Source organism: Streptomyces sp. NPDC055239 (assembly GCF_053606205.1).
In genome coordinates this window covers 147,335-169,750 of the sequence record NZ_JBSGRD010000012.1, presented here as the reverse complement: position 1 = coordinate 169,750, position 22,416 = coordinate 147,335, and the positions used below count along the sequence as shown (strand labels likewise).

Here is a 22,416-nt window from a genome sequence, read left to right as displayed (position 1 = left end):
CCGTCCAGGCTCATGGAGGAAGGTGTCCGAGTGTCCCGCCGCAGAATCGGCTTCTGGTACCGCCTGGCGGCGGTCATCGCCAAACCGCCTCTGGTGGTTTTCTTCAAGCGGGACTGGCGGGGAATGGAACACATTCCGGCCGACGGTGGATTCATCACCGCGGTGAATCACAACTCGTATATCGACCCCCTCTCGTACGCTCATTTTCAGTACAACAGCGGACGAGTCCCTCGTTTCCTGGCGAAGGACGGCCTTTTCAAGGACGGGTTCGTCGGCAAGGTCATGAAGGGCACGGGCCAGATCCCGGTCTACCGCGAGACCACGAACGCGCTCGACGCGTTCCGTGCCGCGGTCGACGCGATCGAGCGCGGCGAATGCGTGGCGTTCTACCCCGAGGGCACCCTCACCAGGGACCCCGAAGTGTGGCCGATGACCGGCAAGTCCGGTGCCGCGCGGGTCGCCCTGCGGACCAAGTGCCCCGTCATCCCAGTGGCGCAATGGGGCGCCAACCTCGCGCTTCCGCCGTACAGCAAGAAGCTCAGCCTCTTCCCGCGCAAGAAGCTCCAGGTCCTCGCGGGAAGACCGGTCGACCTCTCGCGCTTCTACGACAAGGAGCCCACCCCCGAGATCCTGCGGGAGGTGACCGAGACCATCATGGGCGCGGTCACCGAACTCCTGGAGGAGATCCGGGAGGAGAAGGCCCCCGAGACCCCGTACGACCCGCGCAAGGCGCGGCTCGCACAACGACGCAAGGCAGCGGACCGCAGTGGTCGCGGCGTTGCCGAGAACACCCCTGAGAACACCACGGAGGACAGCAAGTGACGAACCCGGTGAAGGCCGCCGTCTTCGGAACGGGCTCTTGGGGTACTGCCTTCGGCATGGTGCTCGCCGACGCGGGGTGCGACGTCACCCTGTGGGGCCGCCGCGCCGAACTCGCGGACGCGATCAACTCCTCGCGCAGGAACCCCGACTACCTCCCCGACGTCGAACTCCCCGCGAACCTCAGGGCGACCACCGACCCGGCTCGGGCCGCGGCCGGCGCCGACTTCACCGTGCTCGCCGTGCCCTCGCAGACGCTGCGCGCCAACCTCGCCGAGTGGGCGCCGCTGCTCGCCCCCGACACCGTGCTCGTCTCCCTCATGAAGGGCGTCGAACTGGGCTCCGCGATGCGGATGAGCGAGGTCATCGAGGACGTCACGAAGGTCGCCGCCGACCGCGTCGCCGTCGTCACAGGACCCAACCTCGCCCGCGAGATCGCCGCGAGGCAGCCCGCCGCCGCCGTGGTCGCCTGCCGCGACGAATCGATCGCGCAGCGCCTGCAGACCGCCTGCCACACGCCGTACTTCCGCCCGTACACGAACACGGACGTCGTCGGCTGCGAGCTCGGCGGCGCCGTCAAGAACGTCATCGGCCTCGCCGTCGGCATCGCGGACGGGATGGGCCTGGGCGACAACACCAAGGGCTCGCTCATCACCCGCGGCCTCGCCGAGACCACCCGTCTGGGCCTGGCACTGGGCGCGGACCCGCTGACGTTCTCCGGACTCGCGGGCCTCGGCGACCTGGTGGCCACCTGCTCGTCGCCGCTTTCGCGCAACCACACCTTCGGCACGAACCTCGGCAAGGGCATGACGCTCGAGGAGACCATCGCGGTCACCAAGCAGACCGCCGAGGGCGTCAAGTCCTGCGAGTCCGTCCTTGAACTGGGCCGCAGGCACGGCGTCGACATGCCCATCACCGAGACGGTCGTGGGCATCGTGCACGAGGGCACGCCGCCGGTGGTCGCCCTCAAGGAGCTGATGTCGCGCAGCGCCAAGCCCGAGCGGCGCTGACTCTCCGAGGACCAGCGGGTACCCTCAACCCGATATGAGCAGCGAGAACCTCCCCCAGAGCCCCGAGCCGCGCCCCGAGCAGAGCTCTGAGCTGCCGCTCCGCAAGCCGCGTGTGGCCGTCGTGTTCGGCGGCCGCAGCTCGGAGCACGGCATCTCGGTCGTCACGGCGGGCGCCGTGCTGCGTGCCATCGACCGCACCAAGTACGACGTCCTGCCCATCGGCATCACGACGGACGGCCGGTGGGCGCTGACCGCCGACGATCCCGACCGCATGGCGATCACCGACCGCCGGGTGCCCAACGTCGACGAGCTCGCCGATTCGGCCGACGGCGGCGTCGTGATGCCCCTGGACCCGAACAACCGCGAGGTCGTCTACAGCGAGCCGGGCTCCGTGCCCAAGGCGCTCGGCGAGGTCGACGTCGTCTTCCCGATGCTGCACGGCCCTTACGGCGAGGACGGCACCCTCCAGGGACTCCTCGAGCTCTCCGGAGTGCCCTACGTGGGCGCCGGAGTGCTCGCGTCGGCCGTCGGCCAGGACAAGGAGTACATGAAGCGGGTGTTCATCTCGTTCGGTCTGCCCGTCGGCCCGTACCTGGTGATCCGCCCGCGCGAGTGGGACCGCGACCAGGAGGGCGCCCGCAAGAAGATCGCGGAGTTCGCCGGCGACCACGGCTGGCCGCTGTTCATCAAGCCCGCGCGCGGGGGCTCTTCGATGGGCATCACGAAGGTCGACTCCTTCGAAGGTCTCGACGAGGCCCTGGAGGAGGCCCGCCGCCACGACCCCAAGATCCTCGTCGAGTCGCTCCTGCGCGGCCGTGAGATCGAGTGCGGGGTCCTGGAGTTCGAGGACGGGCCGCGCGCGAGCCTGCCCGCCGAGATCCCGCCGGTGCAGTCGCACGACTACTACGACTTCGAGGCGAAGTACATCGACTCGACCCCCGGGATCGTGCCCGCCCCGCTGACGCCCGAGCAGACCGCCGAGATCCAGCGGCTCGCGGTCGACGCCTTCGAGGCCACCTCCTGCGAGGGCCTGGTGCGCGCGGACTTCTTCCTCACCGATGACGGGCAGTTCGTCATCAACGAGATCAACACGATGCCGGGCTTCACGCCCATCTCGATGTACCCGCAGATGTGGGAAGCGAGCGGCCTCAGCTATCCGGAACTGGTCGACCGCCTGATCCAGGCGGCCCTCGACCGGTCGACGGGGCTGCGCTAGCACCTCCCGCGAGGGCTCTGCGGAGCTAAGAAGGGTCTGCGGAGCTGAGAAGGCTCAGCGGAGCTAGGAGGCGATCCCCTCGGGGATCGCCTTCTTCATGGGGGCGGCGAAGTCCGTGAGCGGGCCCACGCCGCTCTGCGCGCGCTCCTTGGGCAGGGTCACCTCCACGTACGCCTTGCGCAGCGTGGAGGTGAAGCGGAACGAACCGTCGTCCTGCTCCTCGAGCAGCCAGTTGACGCCGTCCGCCGTCACACCGTCCGCTTCCGGGTCGTTCATCTCGGGCGGTTTGGCGACACCGCAGCGCAGTATGATCGCCGGGTCTCCCCACCCGGCGGTCAGCTCCGACTTCGGCTCGGGATCAACCCGCTCAAGACCGTCCACCTTCTTCGGCAGCTGCTTGTCCAGGTTCCGGCACAGTTCGGTGACCTTGCTGTCCGGAGTGGGAACCGCAGCGTCAACCCCTTCGTCTGCTGAGGAGCAGCCCGCTGAAGCGATCAGCAGTGCGAGAGCGGGGGCTGATACCAGGCAGCGACGCCGGCGAGGGGAAATCTTCACCGGCCAAGGGTAGACGGGGGCTACAAGTGCACGACGGGGCAGGTCAGGGTCCGGGTGATGCCGTCCACTTGCTGGACTCTGGCGACCACCATGCGGCCGAGTTCGTCCACCGTGTCCGCCTGGGCGCGCACGATGACATCGTAGGGACCGGTCACGTCCTCGGCCTGGATCACTCCTGGGATCTTGCCGATCAGCTCGGCGACGGTCGACGCCTTGCCGACCTCTGTTTGGATCAGGATGTACGCCTGTACCACGGAACCTCCAGGGCGGCCACGAGGATCATGTGGGGAGAAGGGACGCCACGGTACCGCGTCGCTGCTTCCCGCGGGGAGACCCGAGGCAGCTGTGGCGCGCACTTCGCGGTGGACGGACAACACAAGTTGACGGTCGTCTCGACCGTACCTATGACAGTGACGGCTCGCGACCGCGGGCCGAGCAGCGTGAAAGGGCATGGTGAGTCCCGGTGAAGGGAACCGTCGGCGAGTTGGGGGAGTTCGGACTCATCAGGGAACTCACCTCTCGGCTCACCTCCACCCCGGCCGTCCGGCTCGGCCCGGGCGATGACGCCGCCGTCGTGTCGGCTCCCGACCGCAGGGTCGTGGCGAGCACCGACATCCTCCTCGAAGGGCGCCACTTCCGCCGCGACTGGTCCACCGCGTACGACGTGGGCCGCAAGGCCGCCGCACAGAACCTCGCCGACATCGCCGCCATGGGCGCCGTACCGACCGCGCTCCTCCTCGGCCTCGTCGTCCCCGCCGAACTCCCCGCGAGCTGGCCCACCGAGCTCATGGACGGCCTGCGGGACGAATGCCAGGTCGCGGGAGCGGCGGTCGTGGGCGGCGACGTCGTACGCGGTGACACGATCACCGTCGCGATCACCGCGCTCGGCGATCTGCGCAACCACGAGCCGGTCACCCGCGCGGGCGCCCAGCCGGGCGATGTCGTCGCCGTCACCGGCTGGTTGGGCTGGTCCGCCGCCGGGCACGCGGTCCTCTCGCGTGGCTTCCGCTCGCCCCGCGCCTTCGTCGAGGCCCACCGCAGGCCCGAACCGCCGTACCACGCGGGCCCCGCGGCAGCCGGTCTCGGCGCGACCTCGATGACGGACGTGAGCGACGGCCTCATCGCCGACCTCGGCCACATCGCCGAGTCGAGCAAGGTGCGCATCGACATCCGCTCCGGGGACGTCGACGTGCCCTCCCAGATGAACGACATCGGCCAGGCCGTCGGCGTCGACCCGCTGCAATGGGTGCTCAACGGCGGAGAGGACCACGCCATAGTGGCGACGTTCCCGCCCGACGTGAAGCTGCCCGCCCGCTGGAAGGTCATCGGCGAGGTCCTCAACCCCTCGGCCCTGCCGCAGGTGACGGTGGACGGGGCGCCCTGGACCAGCAAGGGCTGGGACCACTTCGGCGACAACGGGGACATGGAGTGAGTACGGCCCTCGGTGCGGCCAAGGCCCCGCCCCGTGTCCTGACCGTCGCCGGATCCGACTCCGGCGGCGGCGCGGGCATCCAGGCCGACTTGAAGACGATGCTGGCGCTCGGCACGCACGGCATGAGCGTCGTCACGGCCGTCACGGCGCAGAACTCCCTTGGCGTACAGGGCGTTTGGGAGCTTCCGGTGGAGGCGGTGCGCGCGCAGTACCGCAGCGTCGTCGACGACATCGGCGTCCAAGCCGTCAAGACCGGCATGCTGGCATCGGCCGAACTGGTCGAGACGGTCGCCGAGTTGATCGCGGAAACGGACGCCCCCTCGGTCGTCGACCCGGTGGGCGTCTCCAAGCACGGCGACTCCCTCCTGGCCGCATCCGCACTCGACTCCGTCCGTACGAAACTGCTCCCCGTCGCCACCGTCGCGACCCCGAACCTCGACGAGGTCGCACAGCTCACGGGCGTCCAGGTCGAGTCCGAGGACGGGATGCGGCGAGCGGCTGTGGCCCTCCTGGCGTACGGGCCGCGGTGGGCGCTCATCAAGGGCGGCCACCTGCGGGGCGACGCGGTGGACCTGCTCACCGACGGCTCCGACGAGCACTGGCTGCGCGCGCCACGGCACGACAACCGCCACACGCACGGCACGGGCTGCACCCTCGCCAGCGCCATCGCCTCGCACTTGGCCAAGGGGCTTCCGGTCCCGGAGGCCGTCGCGGCGGCGAAGGAGTACGTGACCGGGGCGATCGAGGCCGGGTTCGCGCTCGGCGGCGGGATCGGGCCTGTGGATCACGGGTGGCGGTTCAGGGGGCAGTAAGTACTGGCGGGCATTTACGGGCACACGAAAGAGCCGGTCCCCCGAAGGGGACCGGCTCTTTCAGCAACCAGCTAGGTGGCCGCGCTGACGTCAGCGCGAGACCTTGCCGGCCTTGATGCACGAGGTGCAGGCATTGAGCCGCTTCGGCGTCCCGCTGACCACGGCACGAACGCGCTGGATGTTCGGGTTCCAGCGACGGGACGTACGGCGGTGAGAGTGCGAGATGTTGTTGCCGAAGCTCGGCCCCTTGCCGCAGACGTCGCAGTTGGCAGCCACGGGTCACTCCAAGACTTCAGATGCACTTACGGGTAATCCCGGCATGCCGGGATCAGTGCAATGATCGTGGGTGGCGTTGCCAGGAGGAATGTCCCGATGGGTATCGGGCAACCGGAGCAGCATACAACGACTGCTTCGGTAGAACGAAACTACCATGTCTCGCCCCGGCCCCGCCCCGGGCCTTTCGGCCTTCCCGGTCTACGCTGCGTCCATTCCGGATGCCCTTAGGAGGCGAGCAGGTGCCGCAGAACCTCGACGCCGTCGCGGTGCGCGCCTGGTGCGGCCTCGCTCTGGACGCCCTGGGAGGGGCCCGCGAGGAGATAGACGCGATCAACGTCTACCCGGTCGCGGACGGAGACACCGGAACCAATCTCTATCTGACCGTGGAATCGGCCTCCCAGGCCGTCGACGCCGTCTTCACGGGCCTGGAGCCGTCCCGTCCCTCGCTGGCCGAGGCCGTGCGGGCGATGGCGCACGGCGCCCTGATCGGGGCCCGCGGGAACTCGGGCACGATCCTGTCCCAGCTGCTGCGCGGGATGGCGCAGGTGCTCGGCGCCGACCGTGACACTGATCACGCCGACGGCCGTGCCCTCGCGCTCGCGTTGCGCCGGGCCGCCGAGTCCGCGTACCAAGCGGTCGCGCACCCCGTCGAGGGCACGGTCCTCACGGTGGCCGCCGCCGCTGCCGACGCGGCCTGCGGTGCCGACGGCGACTGCGGGGTGGTGGCGCGGGCCGCCTACGACAGCGCGTGCCGGGCCCTCGACGCGACGCCGGAGCAGCTCGCGGTGCTCGGCCGTGCGGGAGTGGTGGACGCCGGAGGGCGCGGGCTCGTGGCGGTGCTCGGGGCGCTGGTGGGGGCGCTGTCGGGGGAGACGGTGCGTCTGAAGGCTGCCTCCCCTCATCTGAAGACGACGGCTTCGGGCGGCCACGCGCGCGTGGAACCCATCGAGTGCCAGGACGCCCCGGCCGCCGCCGCAGCCCCCGCCTTCGAGGTGATCTACCTCCTTGAGGCCGACGACAAGGCCGTGGCGCGGCTGCGGACGCGGCTCGACGGGCTCGGTGACTCACTCGTCGTCGTCGGCGGTGACGGGCTGTGGAACGTCCACGTCCATGTCGACGACGCCGGGGCCGCCGTCGAGGCGGGCGTCGAGGCGGGGCGGCCCCACCGCATCCGCGTCACCCACTTCGGAGTGGGTGACGCGCACACCGCCGGCGCCGCGCAGCCGCCCCGGGAACGTACGCAGCGCGGGATCGTCGCCGTCGTACCGGGGGAGGGGCTCGCCGGTCTCTACACCGAGGCAGGGGCGACCACGGTGCCCACGCGCCCAGGGGAGCCGCCCGCCAGCGGCGAGCTCGTCGACGCCATCCGGCGCGCCCACGCGCGCGAGGTGGTGCTCCTGCCGAACGACGCCGAGCTGCGCCACACCGCTGCCGCCGCCGCTGAACAGGCCCGCACCGAAGGGGTGCGCGTCGCGCTCATCCCCACCCGGTCTGCGGTCCAGGGCATCGCGGCGCTCGCCGTGCACGAGCCGGACCGCCGCTTCGACGAGGACGTCGTCGCGATGACATCGGCGGCCGGTGCGACCCGGTACGCCGAACTGGCCCTCGCCGAGCGGCAGTCGTGGACCATGGCGGGCATCTGCCAGGCCGGTGACGTCCTCGGTCTGATCGACGGCGACGTGGCGGTGATCGGCGACGACACCACACGCACCGCGCGCTCCGTCCTTGACCGGATGCTGGCCGCGGGCGGCGAGTTGGTCACGCTGGTGCTCGGCGAGAACGTGCCGGACAGCCTCGGCGACGAGCTGGAGAAGCATGTGCGCGAGGCGCATCTGGCGGTCGACACGGTGGTCTACCGGGGTGGACGTCAGTCGGCCCTGCTCCTTATCGGCGTGGAGTAACCGATCTTCACGATGGCCCTGACCAGCGGATTTCACAGACGTACGCCGAATTGTCAGTGCGGTGGTGTGCAATGGATCTCGTGCCCGCGCTCGAAGAACCCCTGAAGAAAGTGGTCGGTCCCGCCACCGCGAAGGTGATGGCCGAGCACCTCGACCTGCACACGGTCGGCGACCTGCTGCACCACTATCCGCGCAAGTACGCGGAGCGGGGTGAGCTCACCCGCCTCGCCGACCTGCCCCTCGACGAGCACGTCACGGTGGTCGCCCAGGTCGCGACGGCGCGCATCCTGACGTTCAACGGCGGCAGGGGCCAGCGCCTCGAAGTGACGATCACCGACGGCAGCGGCCAGCTCCAGCTCGTCTTCTTCGGGCGCGGCATCCACAAGCCGCACAAGGACCTGCTGCCCGGCACGCGCGCGATGTTCGCGGGCAAGGCGTCCGTCTTCAACCGCAAGATGCAGCTCGCGCACCCCGCGTACGAACTCCTGAAGGGCGACCCGGACAACCCCGCCGGGGCCGAGGACGCCGTGGACTCCTGGGCCGGAGCCCTCATCCCGATCTATCCGGCCACCGCCAAGCTGGAGTCCTGGAAGATCGCCAAGTCCGTCGACGCGGTCCTGCCCAGCGCCCAGGAGGCTGTCGACCCGCTGCCGCCGAGCCTGCGCGACGGCCGGGATCTGATCCCGCTCCCCGAAGCGCTCCTGAAGATCCACCGGCCGCATACGAAGGCGGACATCGAATCCGCCCGCGACCGCCTGAAGTGGGACGAGGCCTTCGTCCTGCAAGTCGCCCTGGCCCGCCGGAGGTACGCGGACGCGCAACTCCCCGCGATCGCCCGCCGCCCCCGCGAGGGAGGCCTGCTCGACGCGTTCGACGCCAAGCTGCCCTTCACCCTCACCGAGGGCCAGGAGAAGGTCTCCAAGGAGATCTTCGACGACCTCGCCACCGAGCACCCGATGCACCGCCTCCTCCAGGGGGAGGTCGGTTCCGGAAAGACGATGGTCGCGCTGCGCGCCATGCTCGCCGTCGTGGACGCGGGCGGGCAGGCCGCGATGCTCGCGCCCACCGAGGTCCTCGCCCAGCAGCATCACCGCTCGATCACCGAGATGATGGGCGAGCTCGCCGAGGGCGGCATGCTCGGCGGCTCGGACCAGGGCACCAAGGTCACTCTGCTCACCGGCTCGATGGGCATGGCGGGCCGCCGTCAGGCCCTGCTCGACCTGGTCACCGGCGAGGCCGGGGTCGTCATCGGCACGCACGCGCTGATCGAGGACAAGGTCCAGTTCCACGACCTGGGCCTCGTCGTCGTCGACGAACAGCACCGCTTCGGGGTCGAGCAGCGCGACGCCCTGCGCGGCAAGGGCAAGCAGCCCCCGCACCTCCTCGTCATGACGGCCACACCCATTCCGCGCACGGTCGCGATGACGGTCTTCGGCGACCTGGAGACCTCGGTCCTCGACCAGCTCCCCGCGGGCCGTTCGCCGATCGCCACCCATGTCGTACCGGCCGAGGACAAGCCCCACTTCCTGGCGCGCGCGTGGGAGCGCGTGCGCGAGGAGGTCGAGAACGGCCATCAGGCGTACGTGGTCTGTCCCCGGATCGGCGACGAGGACGATGACGCGAAGAAGGCCAAGAAGAAGGCCGAAGAAGAGGCCACCGCCGAGAAGAGGCCACCGCTCGCCGTCATCGAGGTCGCCGAGCAGCTCTCCCGCGGCCCGCTGAGCGGCCTCAAGGTGGAGATCCTGCACGGCCGCATGCAGCCCGACGACAAGGACGCGGTGATGCGCCGCTTCGCCTCGGGCGAGACCCAGGTCCTGGTCGCGACGACGGTCATCGAGGTCGGCGTGAACGTCCCGAACGCCACCGCCATGGTGATCATGGACGCCGACCGTTTCGGCGTATCGCAGCTGCACCAGCTGCGCGGCCGCGTCGGCCGTGGCTCGGCCCCCGGCCTCTGCCTCCTGGTCACCGACATGGCCGAGGCGAGCCCCGCCCGCGCCCGCCTCGGAGCCGTGGCCGCGACGCTCGACGGCTTCGAGCTCTCCCGGATCGACCTGGAGCAGCGCCGCGAGGGCGACGTACTGGGGCAGGCGCAGTCCGGCGTCCGCTCCAGCCTGCGCATGCTCGCGGTCATCGAGGACGAGGAGATCATCGCCGAGGCCCGCGAGGAGGCCGTCGCGGTCGTGTCCCGCGACCCCGACCTGGAGCACCTGCCCGAGCTGCGCACGGCCCTGGACGCCCTCCTGGACGACGAGCGCGAGCAGTACCTCGACAAGGGCTGAGAGACTGAGGCCGGATCTTCCCGTACGTACACCGACAAGGACTCAGATGACCCGCGTGATCGCCGGTGTGGCCGGCGGACGTCTCCTCGCCGTCCCGCCGGGAACCGGCACACGGCCCACGTCCGACCGGGCGCGCGAGGGCCTGTTCTCCACCTGGCAGGCCCTGCAGGGCACGCTGGACGAGGCGCGCGTCCTCGACCTGTACGCCGGGTCCGGAGCCATCGGCCTCGAAGCGCTCTCGCGCGGCGCGAGCCACGCCCTGCTCGTCGAGACCGACGCCCGCGCGGTGCGCACGATCAGGGAGAACGTGAAGGCCATCGGCCTGCCCGGCGCCGAGGTCAGGGCGGGCAAAGCCACCCAGATCGTCCAGGGCGGCGCCCCCACGGCCCCGTACGACCTGGTCTTCCTCGACCCTCCGTACGTCGTCACCGATGACGATCTTCGCGAGATCCTGCTCACACTCCGTGCGGAGGGCTGGCTCACCGGCGATGCGCTCGTCACCGTTGAGCGCAGTACCAGGGGCGGAGAATTCGGTTGGCCCGACGGCTTCGAAGCACTGAGGTCCCGTCGGTACGGCGAAGCCACGTTTTGGTACGGTCGCGCCGCCTCTACGTGCGACGACTCAGTGATCGCGCCATGACCGGACCGGAGAGCGAGGGACTTCAGTTGCGCCGCGCCGTCTGTCCGGGGTCATTCGACCCCATCACCAATGGACACCTCGACATCATCGCCCGCGCCTCCAGGCTGTACGACGTGGTGCACGTCGCGGTGATGATCAATCAGTCGAAGAAGGGCCTGTTCACCGTCGAAGAGCGGATAGAGCTGATCCGCGAGGTCACCGCCGACTTCGGCAACGTCGAGGTCGAGTCCTTCCACGGCCTCCTCGTCGACTTCTGCAAGCAGCGCGACATTCCGGCCATCGTGAAGGGCCTGCGCGCGGTCAGCGATTTCGACTACGAGCTGCAGATGGCCCAGATGAACAACGGCCTCTCGGGCGTCGAGACCCTCTTCGTGCCGACCAACCCCACCTACAGCTTCCTCTCCTCCTCGCTCGTCAAGGAGGTCGCCGCCTGGGGCGGCGACGTCGCCCACCTGCTGCCGCCGGTGGTCCACGAGGCGCTGACGGAGCGCATCGGCAAGAAGTGACGTCCCGGACGGGGCGTCGTCGGGCCTTCGTGCGGACTGATGGCCCGTCATCCGGTGTCGTACGGCAGCCGACTGGCCTTACAGTCGTGCCGTCCGTCTCCAACCAGCTGTAGAGAGTGGCGAGCGCACGGTGGACGTACAGAAGAAGATCGACGAGATCGTCGAGGCGGTCGGCAGCGCCCGGTCGATGCCCATGTCGGCCTCGTGCGTGGTCAACCGCGCCGATCTCCTGTCGATGCTCGAAGAGGTGCGCGAGGCACTGCCCGGGTCCCTCGCCCAGGCCCAGGAGCTCATCGGCGGCCGCGAGCAGCTGGTCGAGCAGGCCCGCCAGGAAGCGGACCGGATCATCGAGACCGCGCACGCCGAGCGCGGTTCGCTGATCTCCGACACGGAGGTCGCCCGCAACTCCCAGGGCGAGGCCGAGCGCATCCTCGCGGAGGCCCGGCAGGCCGCCGACGAGGTCCGCGTCGAGGCCGACGACTACGTGGACAGCAAGCTCGCGAACTTCGAGGTCGTCCTCACCAAGACACTCGGCTCGGTCGGCCGCGGCCGCGAGAAGCTCCTGGGCACCGGTCCCGGCCTCGACGAGCAGGGTTACGAGGACGAGGACGCCCCGGAGCGCAGCCACGACCCCGAGACCCTGCGCCGGGACGCGGACGCGTATGTCGACGTCAAGCTCGGCGCCTTCGAGGCCGTCCTCGCCAAGACCCTGGAGGCGGTCGGCCGCGGCCGTCAGACCCTGCACGGCCGTGCGCCCGCGGACGATCTCGCGGGCCTCGCCGAGGGCCTCGGCCCGCAGGGGCACACCACGGACGCCGAGTACCTCGCGGGCCTCACCGACCCGACGGCGCCCGCGGCGCCGGTGGCCCCCGCGCCCGTCGCCCCGCAGCCGCCCCAGGCGGCCCCGCAGATTCCCGTGCAGCAGCCGTACGCCCCGCCCCAGCAGGAGCCCGACCCTTACGGCTACCAGCAGCAGGACCAGTACGCCTACCAGCAGCAGTACGCCCAGCAGGACCCGTACGGCTACCAGCAGCAGGATCCGTACGGCTACCCGCAGCAGGGGTACGACCAGATGCAGCAGCAGGGGTACGGGGATCCGCAGCAACAACAACAGCACCAGCAGCAGCAGGCCCCCGGCGTGCTCGACGAGACCAGCCTCTTCGACACCGGCATGATCACGGCGGAGCAGCTGCGCCAGTACGAGCAGGGCCGCTAGAGCCTGCTCGGAGGCGGGCCCGGGACCGGATGGGGACCGGATTGGGCCGAGAGCGAATGGTCCAGTATCCTGGCTGTTCGGTCGCGCGTACGTCCGCGATCCAGGCTGCCCGGCTAGTGAGCGAAGCTCACGACGGGGGCGGCCCTCCTTGAACTTCCAGGATTCGAAAGCAGGACCAGCCCTGAGCACTCACCTTGACCACCGAAACCCACTCGTGTTCGACACACACGAGCTGGGTCGGCGTCCTGGTGCGCTGCAGCGGCTGACCCGTTCCGTCGAGGCCCCCGGTTCTCCGGGTGTCTTCGGCATCGACGGGGTCATCGGAGTGCCTGCGGGCGCCCCGGTCGAGCTGGAGATCCGCCTTGAGTCGGTCATGGAAGGGGTGCTTGTCACAGGCACCGCCCGTGCAACGGCCGAGGGGGAGTGCGTAAGGTGTCTGGAGCCGCTGAAGCTTGAGGTGGACGCGGATTTCCAGGAGATGTTCTCGTACCCTGACGCCGACGACCGGAGCCGCACCGCGGAACCGGCCGACGACGCCGAGGAAGACGAGGACAGGCTTTATCTCGAGGACGGCTTGTTCGACCTCGAGGCTGTGCTGCGTGACGCGGTAGTGCTCGCACTGCCGATGCAGCCGGTGTGCCGGGACGACTGTCCGGGCCTGTGTTCCCAGTGCGGAGCACGGCTCGCTGACGACCCGGAGCATCACCACGACGTCGCCGACATTCGTTGGGCGGCACTGCAGGGACTCGCCGGGACCATCCAGGACGGCGAGAAGGACGACGTGAGCGGCGCCGAAGCCGGCGTCGACGAGAAGCAGGAGAAGTAGCCGTGGCTGTTCCGAAGCGGAAGATGTCGCGCAGCAACACGCGCCACCGCCGGTCGCAGTGGAAGGCTGCGGTCCCCACTCTGGTTTCGTGTGAGCGTTGCCAGGAGCCGAAGCTGCAGCACATCGCGTGCCCGAGCTGCGGCACGTACAACAAGCGCCAGGTCCTCGAGGTCTGAGCGGCTGGTGAGAGGCACCGTGTCTAGCCACAAAACGGCGGATGACGCCAAGAAGCAGGCGGAAAACACGGCCTCGTCCCACACGCTTTTGGAAGGGCGGCTCGGGTACAAACTCGAGTCCGCCCTTCTGGTGCGTGCACTGACCCACCGTTCGTACGCGTACGAGAACGGCGGTCTGCCGACGAATGAACGGCTCGAGTTCCTCGGGGACTCGGTGCTCGGACTCGTCGTCACGGACACGCTCTATCGCACCCACCCCGACCTGCCCGAAGGCCAGCTGGCCAAGTTGCGGGCCGCGGTGGTCAATTCGCGTGCGCTGGCGGAGGTCAGTCGCGGCCTCGAACTCGGTCTCTTCATCCGGCTCGGCCGGGGCGAAGAGGGCACGGGTGGCCGGGACAAGGCATCCATCCTCGCCGACACCCTTGAAGCGGTGATCGGCGCGGTCTATCTGGACCAGGGTCTGGACGCGGCGGGTGAGCTGGTGCACCGGCTCTTCGACCCGCTGATCGACAGGTCCTCGAACCTGGGCGCGGGCCTGGACTGGAAAACCAGCCTCCAGGAGCTCACCGCGACCGAGAGCCTCGGCGTTCCCGAGTACCTCGTCACGGAGAGCGGCCCGGACCACGAGAAGACCTTTACTGCTGCCGCCCGCGTCGGAGGCGTCTCGTACGGCACCGGCACCGGCCGCAGCAAGAAGGAAGCGGAGCAGCAAGCCGCGGAGTCCGCCTGGCGCGAGATCAGCGCTGCCGCGGATGAGCGGATCGCGGCGGCGGAAGCCGCCGCGGGTGCTGCTGTCGTTACCACTGCTGTGGAGGATGACGGGGGCACCGACGCCCCGTCCGCCTGACAGTTGATTTACTGGCTGGTGCCGGTCGCCCTTCGGGTGGTCGGCACCAGCCTTTTTCGCCGCACCCACCCATGTGATTACCCGGAGTAGTCAATGCCCGAGCTGCCCGAGGTCGAAGTCGTCCGGCGTGGTCTGGCGCGGTGGGTGACCGATCGCACCGTCGCCGATGTCGAGGTCCTGCATCCGCGCTCCGTACGGCGGCACATCGCGGGCGGTGCGGACTTCGGGCACCGCCTCAAGGGGCACCGGGTCGGTACGGCGATGCGGCGCGGGAAGTATCTCTGGCTGCCGATCGAGGACAGCGGCACCTCGATCCTCGCCCATCTCGGCATGAGCGGGCAGCTGCTGGTGCAGCCCCAAGAGGCCCCCGACGAGAAGCACCTGCGGATCCGGATGCGGTTCGCCGACGAGCTCGGCACCGAGCTGCGCTTCGTCGACCAGCGCACCTTCGGCGGGCTCTCCCTGCACGCGAACACTCCGGACGGGCTGCCGGACGTCATCGCGCACATCGCGCGCGACCCGCTCGACGAGCTGTTCGACGACGCGGCCTTCCACGCCGCGCTGCGCCGCCGTCGTACGACGATCAAACGCGCGCTGCTCGACCAGTCGTTGATCAGCGGGGTCGGCAACATCTACGCGGACGAGGCTCTTTGGCGGTCGAAGCTGCACTACGAGCGGCCCACCGCCACGTTCACGCGCCCGCGCACGGCTGAACTCCTGGGCCACGTACGGGATGTGATGAACGCGGCCCTCGCCGTCGGCGGCACGAGCTTCGACAGCCTGTACGTGAACGTGAACGGCGAGTCCGGGTACTTCGAGCGGTCGCTCGACGCCTATGGACGTGAGGACGAACCGTGCCGCCGCTGCGGTACGGCGATGCGCCGACGCTCCTGGATGAACCGCTCCAGCTACTTCTGCCCGCGCTGTCAGCGGCCGCCGGTCGCCACGCTGTCGTAGCGCTCGCGCGCTTCGAGCACGCCGTCCATCCTGCCCTCCACGCAGTGGATGAGGTTCATCAGGCGGTCGGTGATGTCCCGTCCCAGCGGGGTGAGTTGATACTCCACGCGCGGCGGATTGGTGGGCTGCGCCTCGCGGTGCACCAGGCCGTCGCGCTCAAGGGCGTGCAGGGTCTGGGACAGCATCTTCTCGCTCACGCCGTCGACCCTGCGGCGCAGTTCGTTGAACCGGAACGTGCCGTCGTGCAGCGCGCCCAGGGTGAGCGCGCCCCAGCGTCCGGTGACGTGCTCCAGGGTGCCGCGCGAGGGGCACTGCTTGGAGAACACGTTGTACGCCAAGTCCTGCGCGGCCGTGTCAGCCATGTCCTGGGCGCTTTCGGTACACGAATCCATGTATTCAGCATACTCCCGCGCAGCGCTTGCCGTCGGGTTGCGCTAACTAGAAGTTAGTGCTTTCCTTCAGTCACCGCTCGGCGTCCGTCCGGCCGGTCCTGCCGAGTCCTGCCTCACGAGGAGCACCCACCATGACAAGCCCTGTCGTCGCGATCGCCTATCACTCCGGCTACGGCCACACCGCCGTCGTCGCCGAGGCGGTCCGCGCCGGTGCCGCCGACGCGGGCGCCACCGTGCACCTGATCAAGGTCGACGAGATCACCGAAGCCGAGTGGGAGCTGCTCGACGCCGCGGACGCGATCATCTTCGGCTCGCCCACCTACATGGGTACCGCGTCCGGCGCCTTCCACGTCTTCGCAGAGGCCTCGTCGAAGCGCTGGTTCGCCAAGGCGTGGCACGACAAGCTGGCCGCCGGATTCACCAACTCCGGTTCCAAGAGCGGCGACAAGCTGCACACCCTGCAGTTCTTCCAGACGCTCGCGGCACAGCACGCGATGCACTGGGTGAGCCTCGGCCTGACCCCGGGCTGGAACTCCACGCAGGGCTCCGAGCACGACCTCAACCGTCTTGGCTTCTTCTCGGGGGCCGCCGCGCAGACCAATTCCGACGAGGGTCCGGAAGGCGTGCACAAGGCGGACATCGCCACGGCCGAGCACCTCGGCCGCCGGGTCACGGAGACCGCGCGGGTGTTCGTGACGGGGCGGGCTGCTGCTGCGACTGTCGCGGCCTGAGACGCCGCGGGTTCCTGGCTGGAAGCCCTGGAAGCCTAGAAGCCGAAGTCCTGCGTCCACCAAGGGCCGCCCGGCGCGAAGTGCGCACCGACGCCCAGGGTCTTGTAGTCGCAGTTGAGGATGTTGGCCCGGTGTCCCGCGCTGTTCATCCAGGCGTCCATCACGGACTGGGCGTTGGCCTGGCCGCGCGCGATGTTCTCGCCGCCGAGATCCGATATCCCGGCCTTCTCGGCGCGGTCCCACGGGGTCGCGCCGTCCGGGTCGGTGTGGTCGAAGAAGTCCCGCTCGGCCATGTCCTCGCTGAACGCTCCGGCGAGCGAGGCCAGCGAGGCGTCCGCGCGCACGGGGGAGCAGCCCACCTTGGCCCGCTCCTCGTTGACCAGCGTGAGCACCGCGGCCTCCGCGGCGCTCTCGGCGGACGGCGACTTCGAGCTGGCCGGCGGAGCCTTCGGCTTCTCGGAGGGGGTGCGCGAGGGGCTCGGGGGCGCCGTCGTCTTCTTCTTCCCGCCAGTCTCGGGCGCGGGCGCCTTGGACGACGGCTTCTTCGACGGCTCGGCCGAGGGCTTCTCGGTGGCGGTGGACTGCGAGGGGGACGGGTCCGGGGCGTCGGCGCGCTCGGAGTCGCGGCTCGGCGGAGCCGACTCGCGGTCGGCGGTGCCGTTCTCGCCGCCCTGGGGGGCCACCTCGGAGGGGGATCCCGCGGAGCGGACCTTGTTCGAGTCGCCGCCACCGCCCAGGGAGAAGTTGTCGGCGCCGGGGACAAGGCCGGAGGCGACGGCCACGGCGCCCATCGCGACGGCTGCCGACACACCGAGCAGGCCGGTGCGCACCGGTGTGGCGCGGCCCCTGCGGCGGTGTGACACGGTGGCGGGGCGGGGCTCCGGGACGCCGGCGTGCTCGCCCGCGTATCTGTCGGAGACCCCTGTGGCGCGGCCGGTGGCGGCTGCCCCTGCGCCGGAGCGTCGGTGGCGTCCCATCTCCTGGCCTTCCTCGTCCTGGCGGTCAAAGTGGCTCACCCATACGAGTGAGGCTCATCGATTCGGGACTGTACGCGATGGCGCATGGGGACGAAGTGCTCCGAGAGCAATTGGCCGGTTAGCGTGCACCCATGAACGAAGAAGTCAGAGTCACGGCCTGGGTGCGTGGCCAGGTGCAAGGCGTGGGATTCCGCTGGTTCACGCGGGCCAAGGCTCTGGAGATCGGGGGCCTGAGTGGTTTTGCTCTCAATCTGGACGACGGCCGTGTGCAAGTCGTCGCCGAAGGTGCCCGAGCGGGCGCCCAGGGACTGCTCGACTGGCTGCGCGAGGGCGACACACCCGGCCGCGTCGACGGCGTCACTGAGATCTGGGACACTCCGCGCGGCATCTACGACACGTTCGCGATTCGCTGACGAAGAGCTGCCCGACGGACCGGTGCGGGTGCGTCTGTGGCAACTGCCCGGGGCAGGAAAGCCCTGGTGGTTGCCAAGAACCGTACGTCGTGGCAGGCTCCCGGGTGAAGGATGATCGACACGCCCCCAGGGCCCCGCAGCAGAGGCAGCGCCGCCGTTCCTACGGCCGCAGGCCCCCGGGTTGCCCGCCAATACGGGGCGTGATCGTGTTGACCGTCAAACTTTTTGGTGAGACTCTGAAAGCCCCGCGCACCTTAGCTGTTTGGCATGTGAGAACGGCCAGCAAGACCTAGCAAGAACAACGAGTGCCAAGCACCGCGGGTGCGAATCCCTCACGACCCACACCGCTTCGGTCGGTCACTCATTGTGGAGGACCATCCATCATGGCAAAGGCGCTTCTCGGTTACGTCGGCGGCTCTGACCCGCGACTTCTCGCCGAGATGCGACGGCTCCAGCAGCGTGTCCAGGACCTGGAATCTGAGCTCGTAAAGATCCAGGCCGAGAACGACGCGCTTGCGGTCGCCGCTTCTCACGAATCGCTCCTCGAGGGCATCGACGTACCCCAGGCGGAGCCTGCGCTCACCTGACCACTGCCATCACCGAGTAACGGGCCCACCTCACCCGCAGGGTCTGCGTAACGATCAGTCCTCGTCGCGCTGCCCTCGTGTGAGCAGGCTCTTCACGCACGTGGTCGGGCTGACCAAGTCAGCCGCTTGTCCATTCCTGCAAGGGACGCTTCGGCGTCCCTTCTCTCTTGTGGCCGCGTACGCCGCTTCCTTTACCGTCTGATGTGCCCTGCATCTTCCTGGGTGAAACGGACAGTGAAAGGTAGAGTGCGTCCGCGTGCACCTCAAGGCCATGACACTGCGCGGTTTCAAATCCTTCGCGTCCGCCACGACGCTGAAGTTCGAACCGGGCATCACCTGCGTCGTCGGACCGAACGGCTCCGGCAAGTCCAATGTCGTGGACGCGCTGTCCTGGGTCATGGGCGAGCAAGGTGCCAAGTCGCTGCGCGGCGGCAAGATGGAAGACGTCATCTTCGCCGGTACCACCGGGCGCCCGCCGCTCGGCCGTGCCGAGGTCTCCCTCACCATCGACAACTCCGACGGGGCTCTGCCCATCGAGTACGCCGAGGTCACCATCACGCGGATCATGTTCCGCAACGGCGGCAGCGAGTACCAGATCAACGGTGACACGTGCCGCCTGCTCGACATCCAGGAACTGCTCTCCGACTCCGGCATCGGGCGCGAGATGCACGTCATCGTCGGGCAGGGCCAGCTCGACGGCGTACTGCACGCCGACCCCATGGGACGCCGTGCCTTCATCGAGGAGGCCGCGGGCGTCCTCAAGCACCGCAAGCGCAAAGAGAAGGCGCTGCGCAAGCTCGACGCGATGCAGGCCAACCTCGCGCGCGTACAGGATCTGACCGACGAACTGCGGCGCCAGCTCAAGCCGCTCGGCCGGCAGGCCGCCGTCGCGCGCCGGGCCGCCGTGATCCAGGCCGATCTGCGTGACACGCGCCTGAGGCTGCTCGCCGACGATCTCGTACGCCTGCGGGGCGCGCTGCAGACCGAGGTCGCCGACGAGGCCGCGCTCAAGCAGCGCAAGGACAGCGCCGAGGCCGAGCTGAAGAAGGCGCTGCACCGGGAGGCCGAGCTCGAGGACGAGGTGCGGCGCCTCACGCCACGGCTCCAGCGGGCGCAGCAGACGTGGTACGAGCTTTCGCAGCTCGCCGAGCGGGTGCGCGGCACGGTGTCCCTCGCCGACGCCCGGGTCAAGAGCGCGACCGCCGCACCCCCCGAGGAGCGGCGCGGCCGCGACCCGGAGGACATGGAGCGCGAGGCCGCGCGGATCCGCGAGCAGGAGGCGGAGCTGGAAGCCGCCCTTGAAGCGGCGGAGCACGCGCTTGAGGACACGGTGGGCCACCGTGCCGATCTTGAGCGGGAGTTGGCGGTCGAGGAGCGCCGACTCAAGGACGTCGCCCGAGCCATCGCCGACCGGCGTGAGGGTCTCGCGCGGCTGAACGGCCAGGTCAACGCGGCACGTTCGCGGGCGGGCTCCGCGCAGGCCGAGATCGACCGGCTCTCCGTGGCGCGTGATGAGGCGGGGGAGCGGGCGGTCGTCGCCCAGGAGGAGTACGAGCAGCTGAAGGCGGAGGTCGACGGCCTCGACGCCGGTGACGCGGAGCTCGGCGAGCGGCACGACGAGGCGAAGCGTTTCCTCGCGGAGGCCGAAGCCGCGCTGACCGCGGCGCGCGAGGCGGCCACCGCCGCCGAGCGCAAGCGGGCCGCGGTCGCCGCCCGGCACGAGGCGCTCGCGCTGGGCCTGCGGCGCAAGGACGGCACGGGCGCGCTGCTCGCCGCCAAGGACAGCCTCACGGGGCTGCTCGGTCCGGCGGCCGAGTTGCTCTCGATCGCTCCGGGGCACGAGGTGGCGATCGCGGCGGCGTTCGGCGCGGCGGCGGACGCGATCGCGATGACCACACCGACGTCGGCGGCGGAGGCCATCCGGCTGCTGCGCAAGCAGGACGCGGGCCGGGCCGCGCTGCTCCTTGCGGGGGCGCCGGAGAAGCCGGGCGATGCTCACGGTGACGTACGGCCGGAGGGCTCTGAAGGGCCGCCCCTGGTAGCCGAACTGGTGCGCGGACCCGAGGAGTTGATGCCCTCGGTGCGGCGTCTGCTGCGGGGGATGGTCGCCGTCGGCACGCTTGAGGACGCCGAGGACTTCGTCTACGCCCACCCGGAACTCACCGCCGTCACCGCCGAAGGCGACCTGCTCGGGGCGCACTTCGCGCAGGGCGGGTCCGCCGGGGCGCCCAGCCTCCTTGAAGTGCAGGCCTCCGTCGACGAAGCGGCTGCCGATCTTGAGCAACTCGCCGAACAGTGCGATGAGTTGGCGCGTACGCAGCAGGAGGCGGGCGAGCGGCGCAAGGGGAGTGCCGCGCTCGTCGAGGAGCTGGGCGAGCGCAGGCGCGCCGCCGACCGGGAGAAGTCGTCCGTGGCTCAGCAACTCGGCGCGCTCGCCGGGCAGGCGCGCGGCGCGGTGGGCGAGGCCGAGCGCAGTGCGGCCGCCGCGGCCAAGGCGCAGGAGGCGCTCGACAAGGCGGTCCAGGACGCCGAAGAGCTGGCCGAGCGTCTTGCCGTGGCACAGGAGGCTCCGGTCGACGAGGAGCCCGACGCCGCCGTGCGGGACCGGCTCGCAGCCGACGGGGCCAACGCCCGGCAGACCGAGATGGAGGCCAGGCTCCAGGTGCGTACGCACGAGGAGCGGGTCAAGGGGCTCGCGGGACGTGCCGACTCGCTCGACCGGGGCGCCCGCGCCGAACGCGAGGCACGCGCGCGTGCCGAGCAGCGCAAGGCCCGGATGCGGCACGAGGCGGCGGTCGCCGAGGCCGTCGCCATTGGTGCGCGGCAGCTGCTCGCGCACGTCGAGGTCTCCCTCGTACGGGCACAGGAGGAACGTGCCTCCGCCGAGCGCGCCAAGGAGGTGCGGGAGCGCGATCTCACCGCCGAGCGGGGCCAGGGACGTGACCTCAAGGCCGAGCTCGACAAATTGACGGATTCAGTCCACCGCGGCGAGGTACTCGGTGCCGAGAAGCGGCTGCGGATCGAGCAGCTGGAGTCCAAGGCACTGGAGGAACTCGGTGTGGAACCGGCGGGACTCGTCTCCGACTACGGCCCCGACCAGCTCGTGCCGCCCTCGCCCGCCGCCGAGGGCGAGGAGCTCCCCGAAGACCCGGAGCATCCGCGCAACAGGCCCGTGCCGTACGTACGCGGTGAGCAGGAGAAGCGGCTGAGGTCAGCCGAACGGGCGTATCAGCAGCTCGGGAAAGTGAATCCGCTGGCCCTTGAGGAGTTCGCCGCGCTCGAGGAACGCCATAAGTTCCTGAGCGAGCAGCTCGAGGACCTGAAGAAGACGCGGACGGATCTCCTGCAAGTCGTGAAGGAGGTCGACGAGCGCGTCGAGCAGGTCTTCACCGAGGCCTACCGGGACACGGCCCGTGAGTTCGAGGGGGTCTTCTCGCGGCTCTTCCCGGGCGGCGAGGGGCGGCTCGTCCTGACCGACCCCGACAACATGCTCACCACGGGCATCGACGTCGAGGCCCGCCCGCCGGGCAAGAAGGTCAAGCGGCTCTCGCTGCTCTCCGGCGGTGAGCGATCCCTGACGGCCGTGGCGCTGCTCGTTTCGATCTTCAAGGCACGGCCCAGTCCCTTCTACGTGATGGACGAGGTCGAGGCCGCGCTCGACGACACCAACCTGCAGCGGCTCATCCGCATCATGGAGGAGCTGCAGGAGGCCTCGCAGCTCATCGTGATCACGCACCAGAAGCGGACGATGGAGGTCGCGGACGCGCTGTACGGCGTGTCCATGCAGGGCGACGGCGTCTCCAAGGTGATCAGCCAGCGGCTTCGATAGCCCCTTCACAGTCCTT

At 69.8% G+C, this 22,416-nt stretch carries 23 protein-coding genes; 18 read left to right on the top strand and 5 right to left on the bottom strand.

All coding sequences use genetic code 11. The annotated features are described in order from the left end of the window. The first annotated feature begins 30 nt into the window (after nucleotides 1-30). The 3 genes from ACWFRJ_RS32535 to ACWFRJ_RS32525 are packed head-to-tail and all read left to right on the top strand — an operon-like array spanning nucleotide 31 to nucleotide 3,045. Complete coding sequence (locus ACWFRJ_RS32535; protein WP_453539012.1) at nucleotides 31-822, top strand: lysophospholipid acyltransferase family protein; 792 nt, start codon at nucleotides 31-33, stop codon at nucleotides 820-822. Continuing rightward, nucleotides 819-1,829 carry an NAD(P)H-dependent glycerol-3-phosphate dehydrogenase gene (locus ACWFRJ_RS32530; protein WP_453539009.1) on the top strand — a complete coding sequence of 337 codons (1,011 nt, stop codon included), beginning with the start codon at nucleotides 819-821 and terminating at the stop codon, nucleotides 1,827-1,829. The genes ACWFRJ_RS32535 and ACWFRJ_RS32530 overlap by 4 nt, the downstream gene beginning before the upstream one ends. A 34-nt stretch (nucleotides 1,830-1,863) precedes the next feature. After that, a complete protein-coding gene (locus tag ACWFRJ_RS32525; protein WP_453539006.1) occupies nucleotides 1,864-3,045 on the top strand; it encodes a D-alanine--D-alanine ligase family protein in 1,182 nt (393 codons plus the stop codon). A 63-nt stretch (nucleotides 3,046-3,108) separates the two neighbouring features. Here ACWFRJ_RS32525 and ACWFRJ_RS32520 read toward each other — a convergent pair whose 3' ends face one another. Further along, nucleotides 3,109-3,594 carry a DUF3515 domain-containing protein gene (locus tag ACWFRJ_RS32520; protein WP_453539406.1) on the bottom strand — a complete coding sequence of 162 codons (486 nt, stop codon included), beginning with the start codon at nucleotides 3,592-3,594 and terminating at the stop codon, nucleotides 3,109-3,111. Nucleotides 3,595-3,620: 26 nt separating this feature from the next. Further along, on the bottom strand, nucleotides 3,621-3,854 hold the full coding sequence (locus ACWFRJ_RS32515) for an Lrp/AsnC family transcriptional regulator (RefSeq protein WP_055698135.1): 234 nt from the start codon (nucleotides 3,852-3,854) through the stop codon (nucleotides 3,621-3,623). Between the two features lie 209 nt (nucleotides 3,855-4,063). Between ACWFRJ_RS32515 and ACWFRJ_RS32510 the strand changes: the two genes are divergently transcribed. Further along, nucleotides 4,064-5,032, top strand: a complete 969-nt coding sequence (locus tag ACWFRJ_RS32510) for a thiamine-phosphate kinase (protein WP_160507427.1) — start codon at nucleotides 4,064-4,066, stop codon at nucleotides 5,030-5,032. Next, the gene (thiD, locus tag ACWFRJ_RS32505) at nucleotides 5,029-5,844 is read left to right on the top strand and encodes a bifunctional hydroxymethylpyrimidine kinase/phosphomethylpyrimidine kinase (protein ID WP_453539001.1); all 816 of its coding nucleotides are present in this window, start codon (nucleotides 5,029-5,031) and stop codon (nucleotides 5,842-5,844) included. Before ACWFRJ_RS32510 ends, thiD begins: the two co-directional genes overlap by 4 nt. A gap of 90 nt (nucleotides 5,845-5,934) precedes the next feature. Here thiD and rpmB read toward each other — a convergent pair whose 3' ends face one another. Next, nucleotides 5,935-6,120 (bottom strand): 50S ribosomal protein L28, encoded by a 186-nt coding sequence (gene rpmB / locus ACWFRJ_RS32500; RefSeq protein WP_160507429.1) that lies wholly within the window; start codon nucleotides 6,118-6,120, stop codon nucleotides 5,935-5,937. Nucleotides 6,121-6,338: 218 nt separating this feature from the next. On the opposite strand from rpmB, the gene ACWFRJ_RS32495 reads away from it, so the two are divergent. The 9 genes from ACWFRJ_RS32495 to mutM all read left to right on the top strand — a co-directional run bounded on the left by ACWFRJ_RS32495 (nucleotide 6,339) and on the right by mutM (nucleotide 15,471). Beyond that, nucleotides 6,339-8,021 (top strand): DAK2 domain-containing protein, encoded by a 1,683-nt coding sequence (locus tag ACWFRJ_RS32495; RefSeq protein WP_453538999.1) that lies wholly within the window; start codon nucleotides 6,339-6,341, stop codon nucleotides 8,019-8,021. Between the two features lie 71 nt (nucleotides 8,022-8,092). Continuing rightward, nucleotides 8,093-10,303: an ATP-dependent DNA helicase RecG gene (recG, locus tag ACWFRJ_RS32490; protein WP_453538996.1), complete on the top strand. Its 2,211-nt coding sequence runs from the start codon at nucleotides 8,093-8,095 to the stop codon at nucleotides 10,301-10,303. Nucleotides 10,304-10,349: 46 nt separating this feature from the next. Next, the gene (gene rsmD, locus ACWFRJ_RS32485; protein ID WP_389909037.1) at nucleotides 10,350-10,943 is read left to right on the top strand and encodes a 16S rRNA (guanine(966)-N(2))-methyltransferase RsmD; all 594 of its coding nucleotides are present in this window, start codon (nucleotides 10,350-10,352) and stop codon (nucleotides 10,941-10,943) included. Nucleotides 10,944-10,969: 26 nt separating this feature from the next. After that, the gene (gene coaD, locus ACWFRJ_RS32480) at nucleotides 10,970-11,449 is read left to right on the top strand and encodes a pantetheine-phosphate adenylyltransferase (RefSeq protein ID WP_453539403.1); all 480 of its coding nucleotides are present in this window, start codon (nucleotides 10,970-10,972) and stop codon (nucleotides 11,447-11,449) included. Nucleotides 11,450-11,579: 130 nt separating this feature from the next. Continuing rightward, complete coding sequence (locus ACWFRJ_RS32475; protein ID WP_453538993.1) at nucleotides 11,580-12,665, top strand: DivIVA domain-containing protein; 1,086 nt, start codon at nucleotides 11,580-11,582, stop codon at nucleotides 12,663-12,665. 181 nt (nucleotides 12,666-12,846) lie between these two features. Further along, nucleotides 12,847-13,491 (top strand): YceD family protein, encoded by a 645-nt coding sequence (locus ACWFRJ_RS32470; RefSeq protein ID WP_453539400.1) that lies wholly within the window; start codon nucleotides 12,847-12,849, stop codon nucleotides 13,489-13,491. A gap of 2 nt (nucleotides 13,492-13,493) precedes the next feature. Further along, nucleotides 13,494-13,667, top strand: coding sequence for a 50S ribosomal protein L32 (gene rpmF, locus ACWFRJ_RS32465; protein WP_003965982.1), 174 nt, complete (start codon nucleotides 13,494-13,496; stop codon nucleotides 13,665-13,667). Between the two features lie 19 nt (nucleotides 13,668-13,686). Further along, on the top strand, nucleotides 13,687-14,514 hold the full coding sequence (gene rnc, locus ACWFRJ_RS32460; RefSeq protein WP_453538990.1) for a ribonuclease III: 828 nt from the start codon (nucleotides 13,687-13,689) through the stop codon (nucleotides 14,512-14,514). A 93-nt stretch (nucleotides 14,515-14,607) separates the two neighbouring features. Next, entirely contained in the window at nucleotides 14,608-15,471 is an 864-nt protein-coding gene (gene mutM / locus ACWFRJ_RS32455) for a bifunctional DNA-formamidopyrimidine glycosylase/DNA-(apurinic or apyrimidinic site) lyase (protein WP_453538987.1), read from the top strand. Here mutM and ACWFRJ_RS32450 read toward each other — a convergent pair. After that, a complete protein-coding gene (locus ACWFRJ_RS32450; protein ID WP_453538984.1) occupies nucleotides 15,441-15,863 on the bottom strand; it encodes a winged helix-turn-helix transcriptional regulator in 423 nt (140 codons plus the stop codon). The two genes, mutM and ACWFRJ_RS32450, sit on opposite strands and share 31 nt — an antisense overlap. Before the next feature lie 131 nt (nucleotides 15,864-15,994). Here ACWFRJ_RS32450 and ACWFRJ_RS32445 point away from each other — a divergent pair, with 131 nt between their 5' ends. Then, the gene (locus ACWFRJ_RS32445) at nucleotides 15,995-16,594 is read left to right on the top strand and encodes a flavodoxin family protein (RefSeq protein ID WP_453538981.1); all 600 of its coding nucleotides are present in this window, start codon (nucleotides 15,995-15,997) and stop codon (nucleotides 16,592-16,594) included. A gap of 35 nt (nucleotides 16,595-16,629) precedes the next feature. On the opposite strand, the gene ACWFRJ_RS32440 is transcribed toward ACWFRJ_RS32445, so the two are convergent. Next, complete coding sequence (locus ACWFRJ_RS32440; protein ID WP_453539397.1) at nucleotides 16,630-17,571, bottom strand: CAP domain-containing protein; 942 nt, start codon at nucleotides 17,569-17,571, stop codon at nucleotides 16,630-16,632. 131 nt (nucleotides 17,572-17,702) lie between these two features. Between ACWFRJ_RS32440 and ACWFRJ_RS32435 the strand changes: the two genes are divergently transcribed. The 3 genes from ACWFRJ_RS32435 (at nucleotide 17,703) to smc (ending at nucleotide 22,400) form a co-directional block, all read left to right on the top strand. Then, the gene (locus tag ACWFRJ_RS32435; RefSeq protein ID WP_383316858.1) at nucleotides 17,703-17,984 is read left to right on the top strand and encodes an acylphosphatase; all 282 of its coding nucleotides are present in this window, start codon (nucleotides 17,703-17,705) and stop codon (nucleotides 17,982-17,984) included. A gap of 383 nt (nucleotides 17,985-18,367) precedes the next feature. Beyond that, nucleotides 18,368-18,571 carry a hypothetical protein gene (locus ACWFRJ_RS32430; RefSeq protein ID WP_383270783.1) on the top strand — a complete coding sequence of 68 codons (204 nt, stop codon included), beginning with the start codon at nucleotides 18,368-18,370 and terminating at the stop codon, nucleotides 18,569-18,571. A 256-nt stretch (nucleotides 18,572-18,827) separates the two neighbouring features. Next, the gene (gene smc, locus ACWFRJ_RS32425) at nucleotides 18,828-22,400 is read left to right on the top strand and encodes a chromosome segregation protein SMC (protein WP_453538977.1); all 3,573 of its coding nucleotides are present in this window, start codon (nucleotides 18,828-18,830) and stop codon (nucleotides 22,398-22,400) included. Nucleotides 22,401-22,416: the final 16 nt, after the last annotated feature.

Bases quoted from the DNA above. Each gene is read 5' to 3' on its own strand.
- ACWFRJ_RS32445 (WP_453538981.1), top strand. From the start codon at position 15,995: ATGACAAGCCCTGTCGTCGCGATCGCCTATCACTCCGGCTACGGCCAC.
- recG (WP_453538996.1), top strand. From the start codon at position 8,093: ATGGATCTCGTGCCCGCGCTCGAAGAACCCCTGAAGAAAGTGGTCGGT.
- ACWFRJ_RS32440 (WP_453539397.1), bottom strand. From the start codon at position 17,571: ATGGGACGCCACCGACGCTCCGGCGCAGGGGCAGCCGCCACCGGCCGC.
- mutM (WP_453538987.1), top strand. From the start codon at position 14,608: ATGCCCGAGCTGCCCGAGGTCGAAGTCGTCCGGCGTGGTCTGGCGCGG.
- ACWFRJ_RS32450 (WP_453538984.1), bottom strand. From the start codon at position 15,863: ATGGATTCGTGTACCGAAAGCGCCCAGGACATGGCTGACACGGCCGCG.
- ACWFRJ_RS32435 (WP_383316858.1), top strand. From the start codon at position 17,703: ATGAACGAAGAAGTCAGAGTCACGGCCTGGGTGCGTGGCCAGGTGCAA.
- ACWFRJ_RS32495 (WP_453538999.1), top strand. From the start codon at position 6,339: ATGCCCTTAGGAGGCGAGCAGGTGCCGCAGAACCTCGACGCCGTCGCG.
- ACWFRJ_RS32525 (WP_453539006.1), top strand. From the start codon at position 1,864: ATGAGCAGCGAGAACCTCCCCCAGAGCCCCGAGCCGCGCCCCGAGCAG.
- ACWFRJ_RS32430 (WP_383270783.1), top strand. From the start codon at position 18,368: ATGGCAAAGGCGCTTCTCGGTTACGTCGGCGGCTCTGACCCGCGACTT.
- rsmD (WP_389909037.1), top strand. From the start codon at position 10,350: ATGACCCGCGTGATCGCCGGTGTGGCCGGCGGACGTCTCCTCGCCGTC.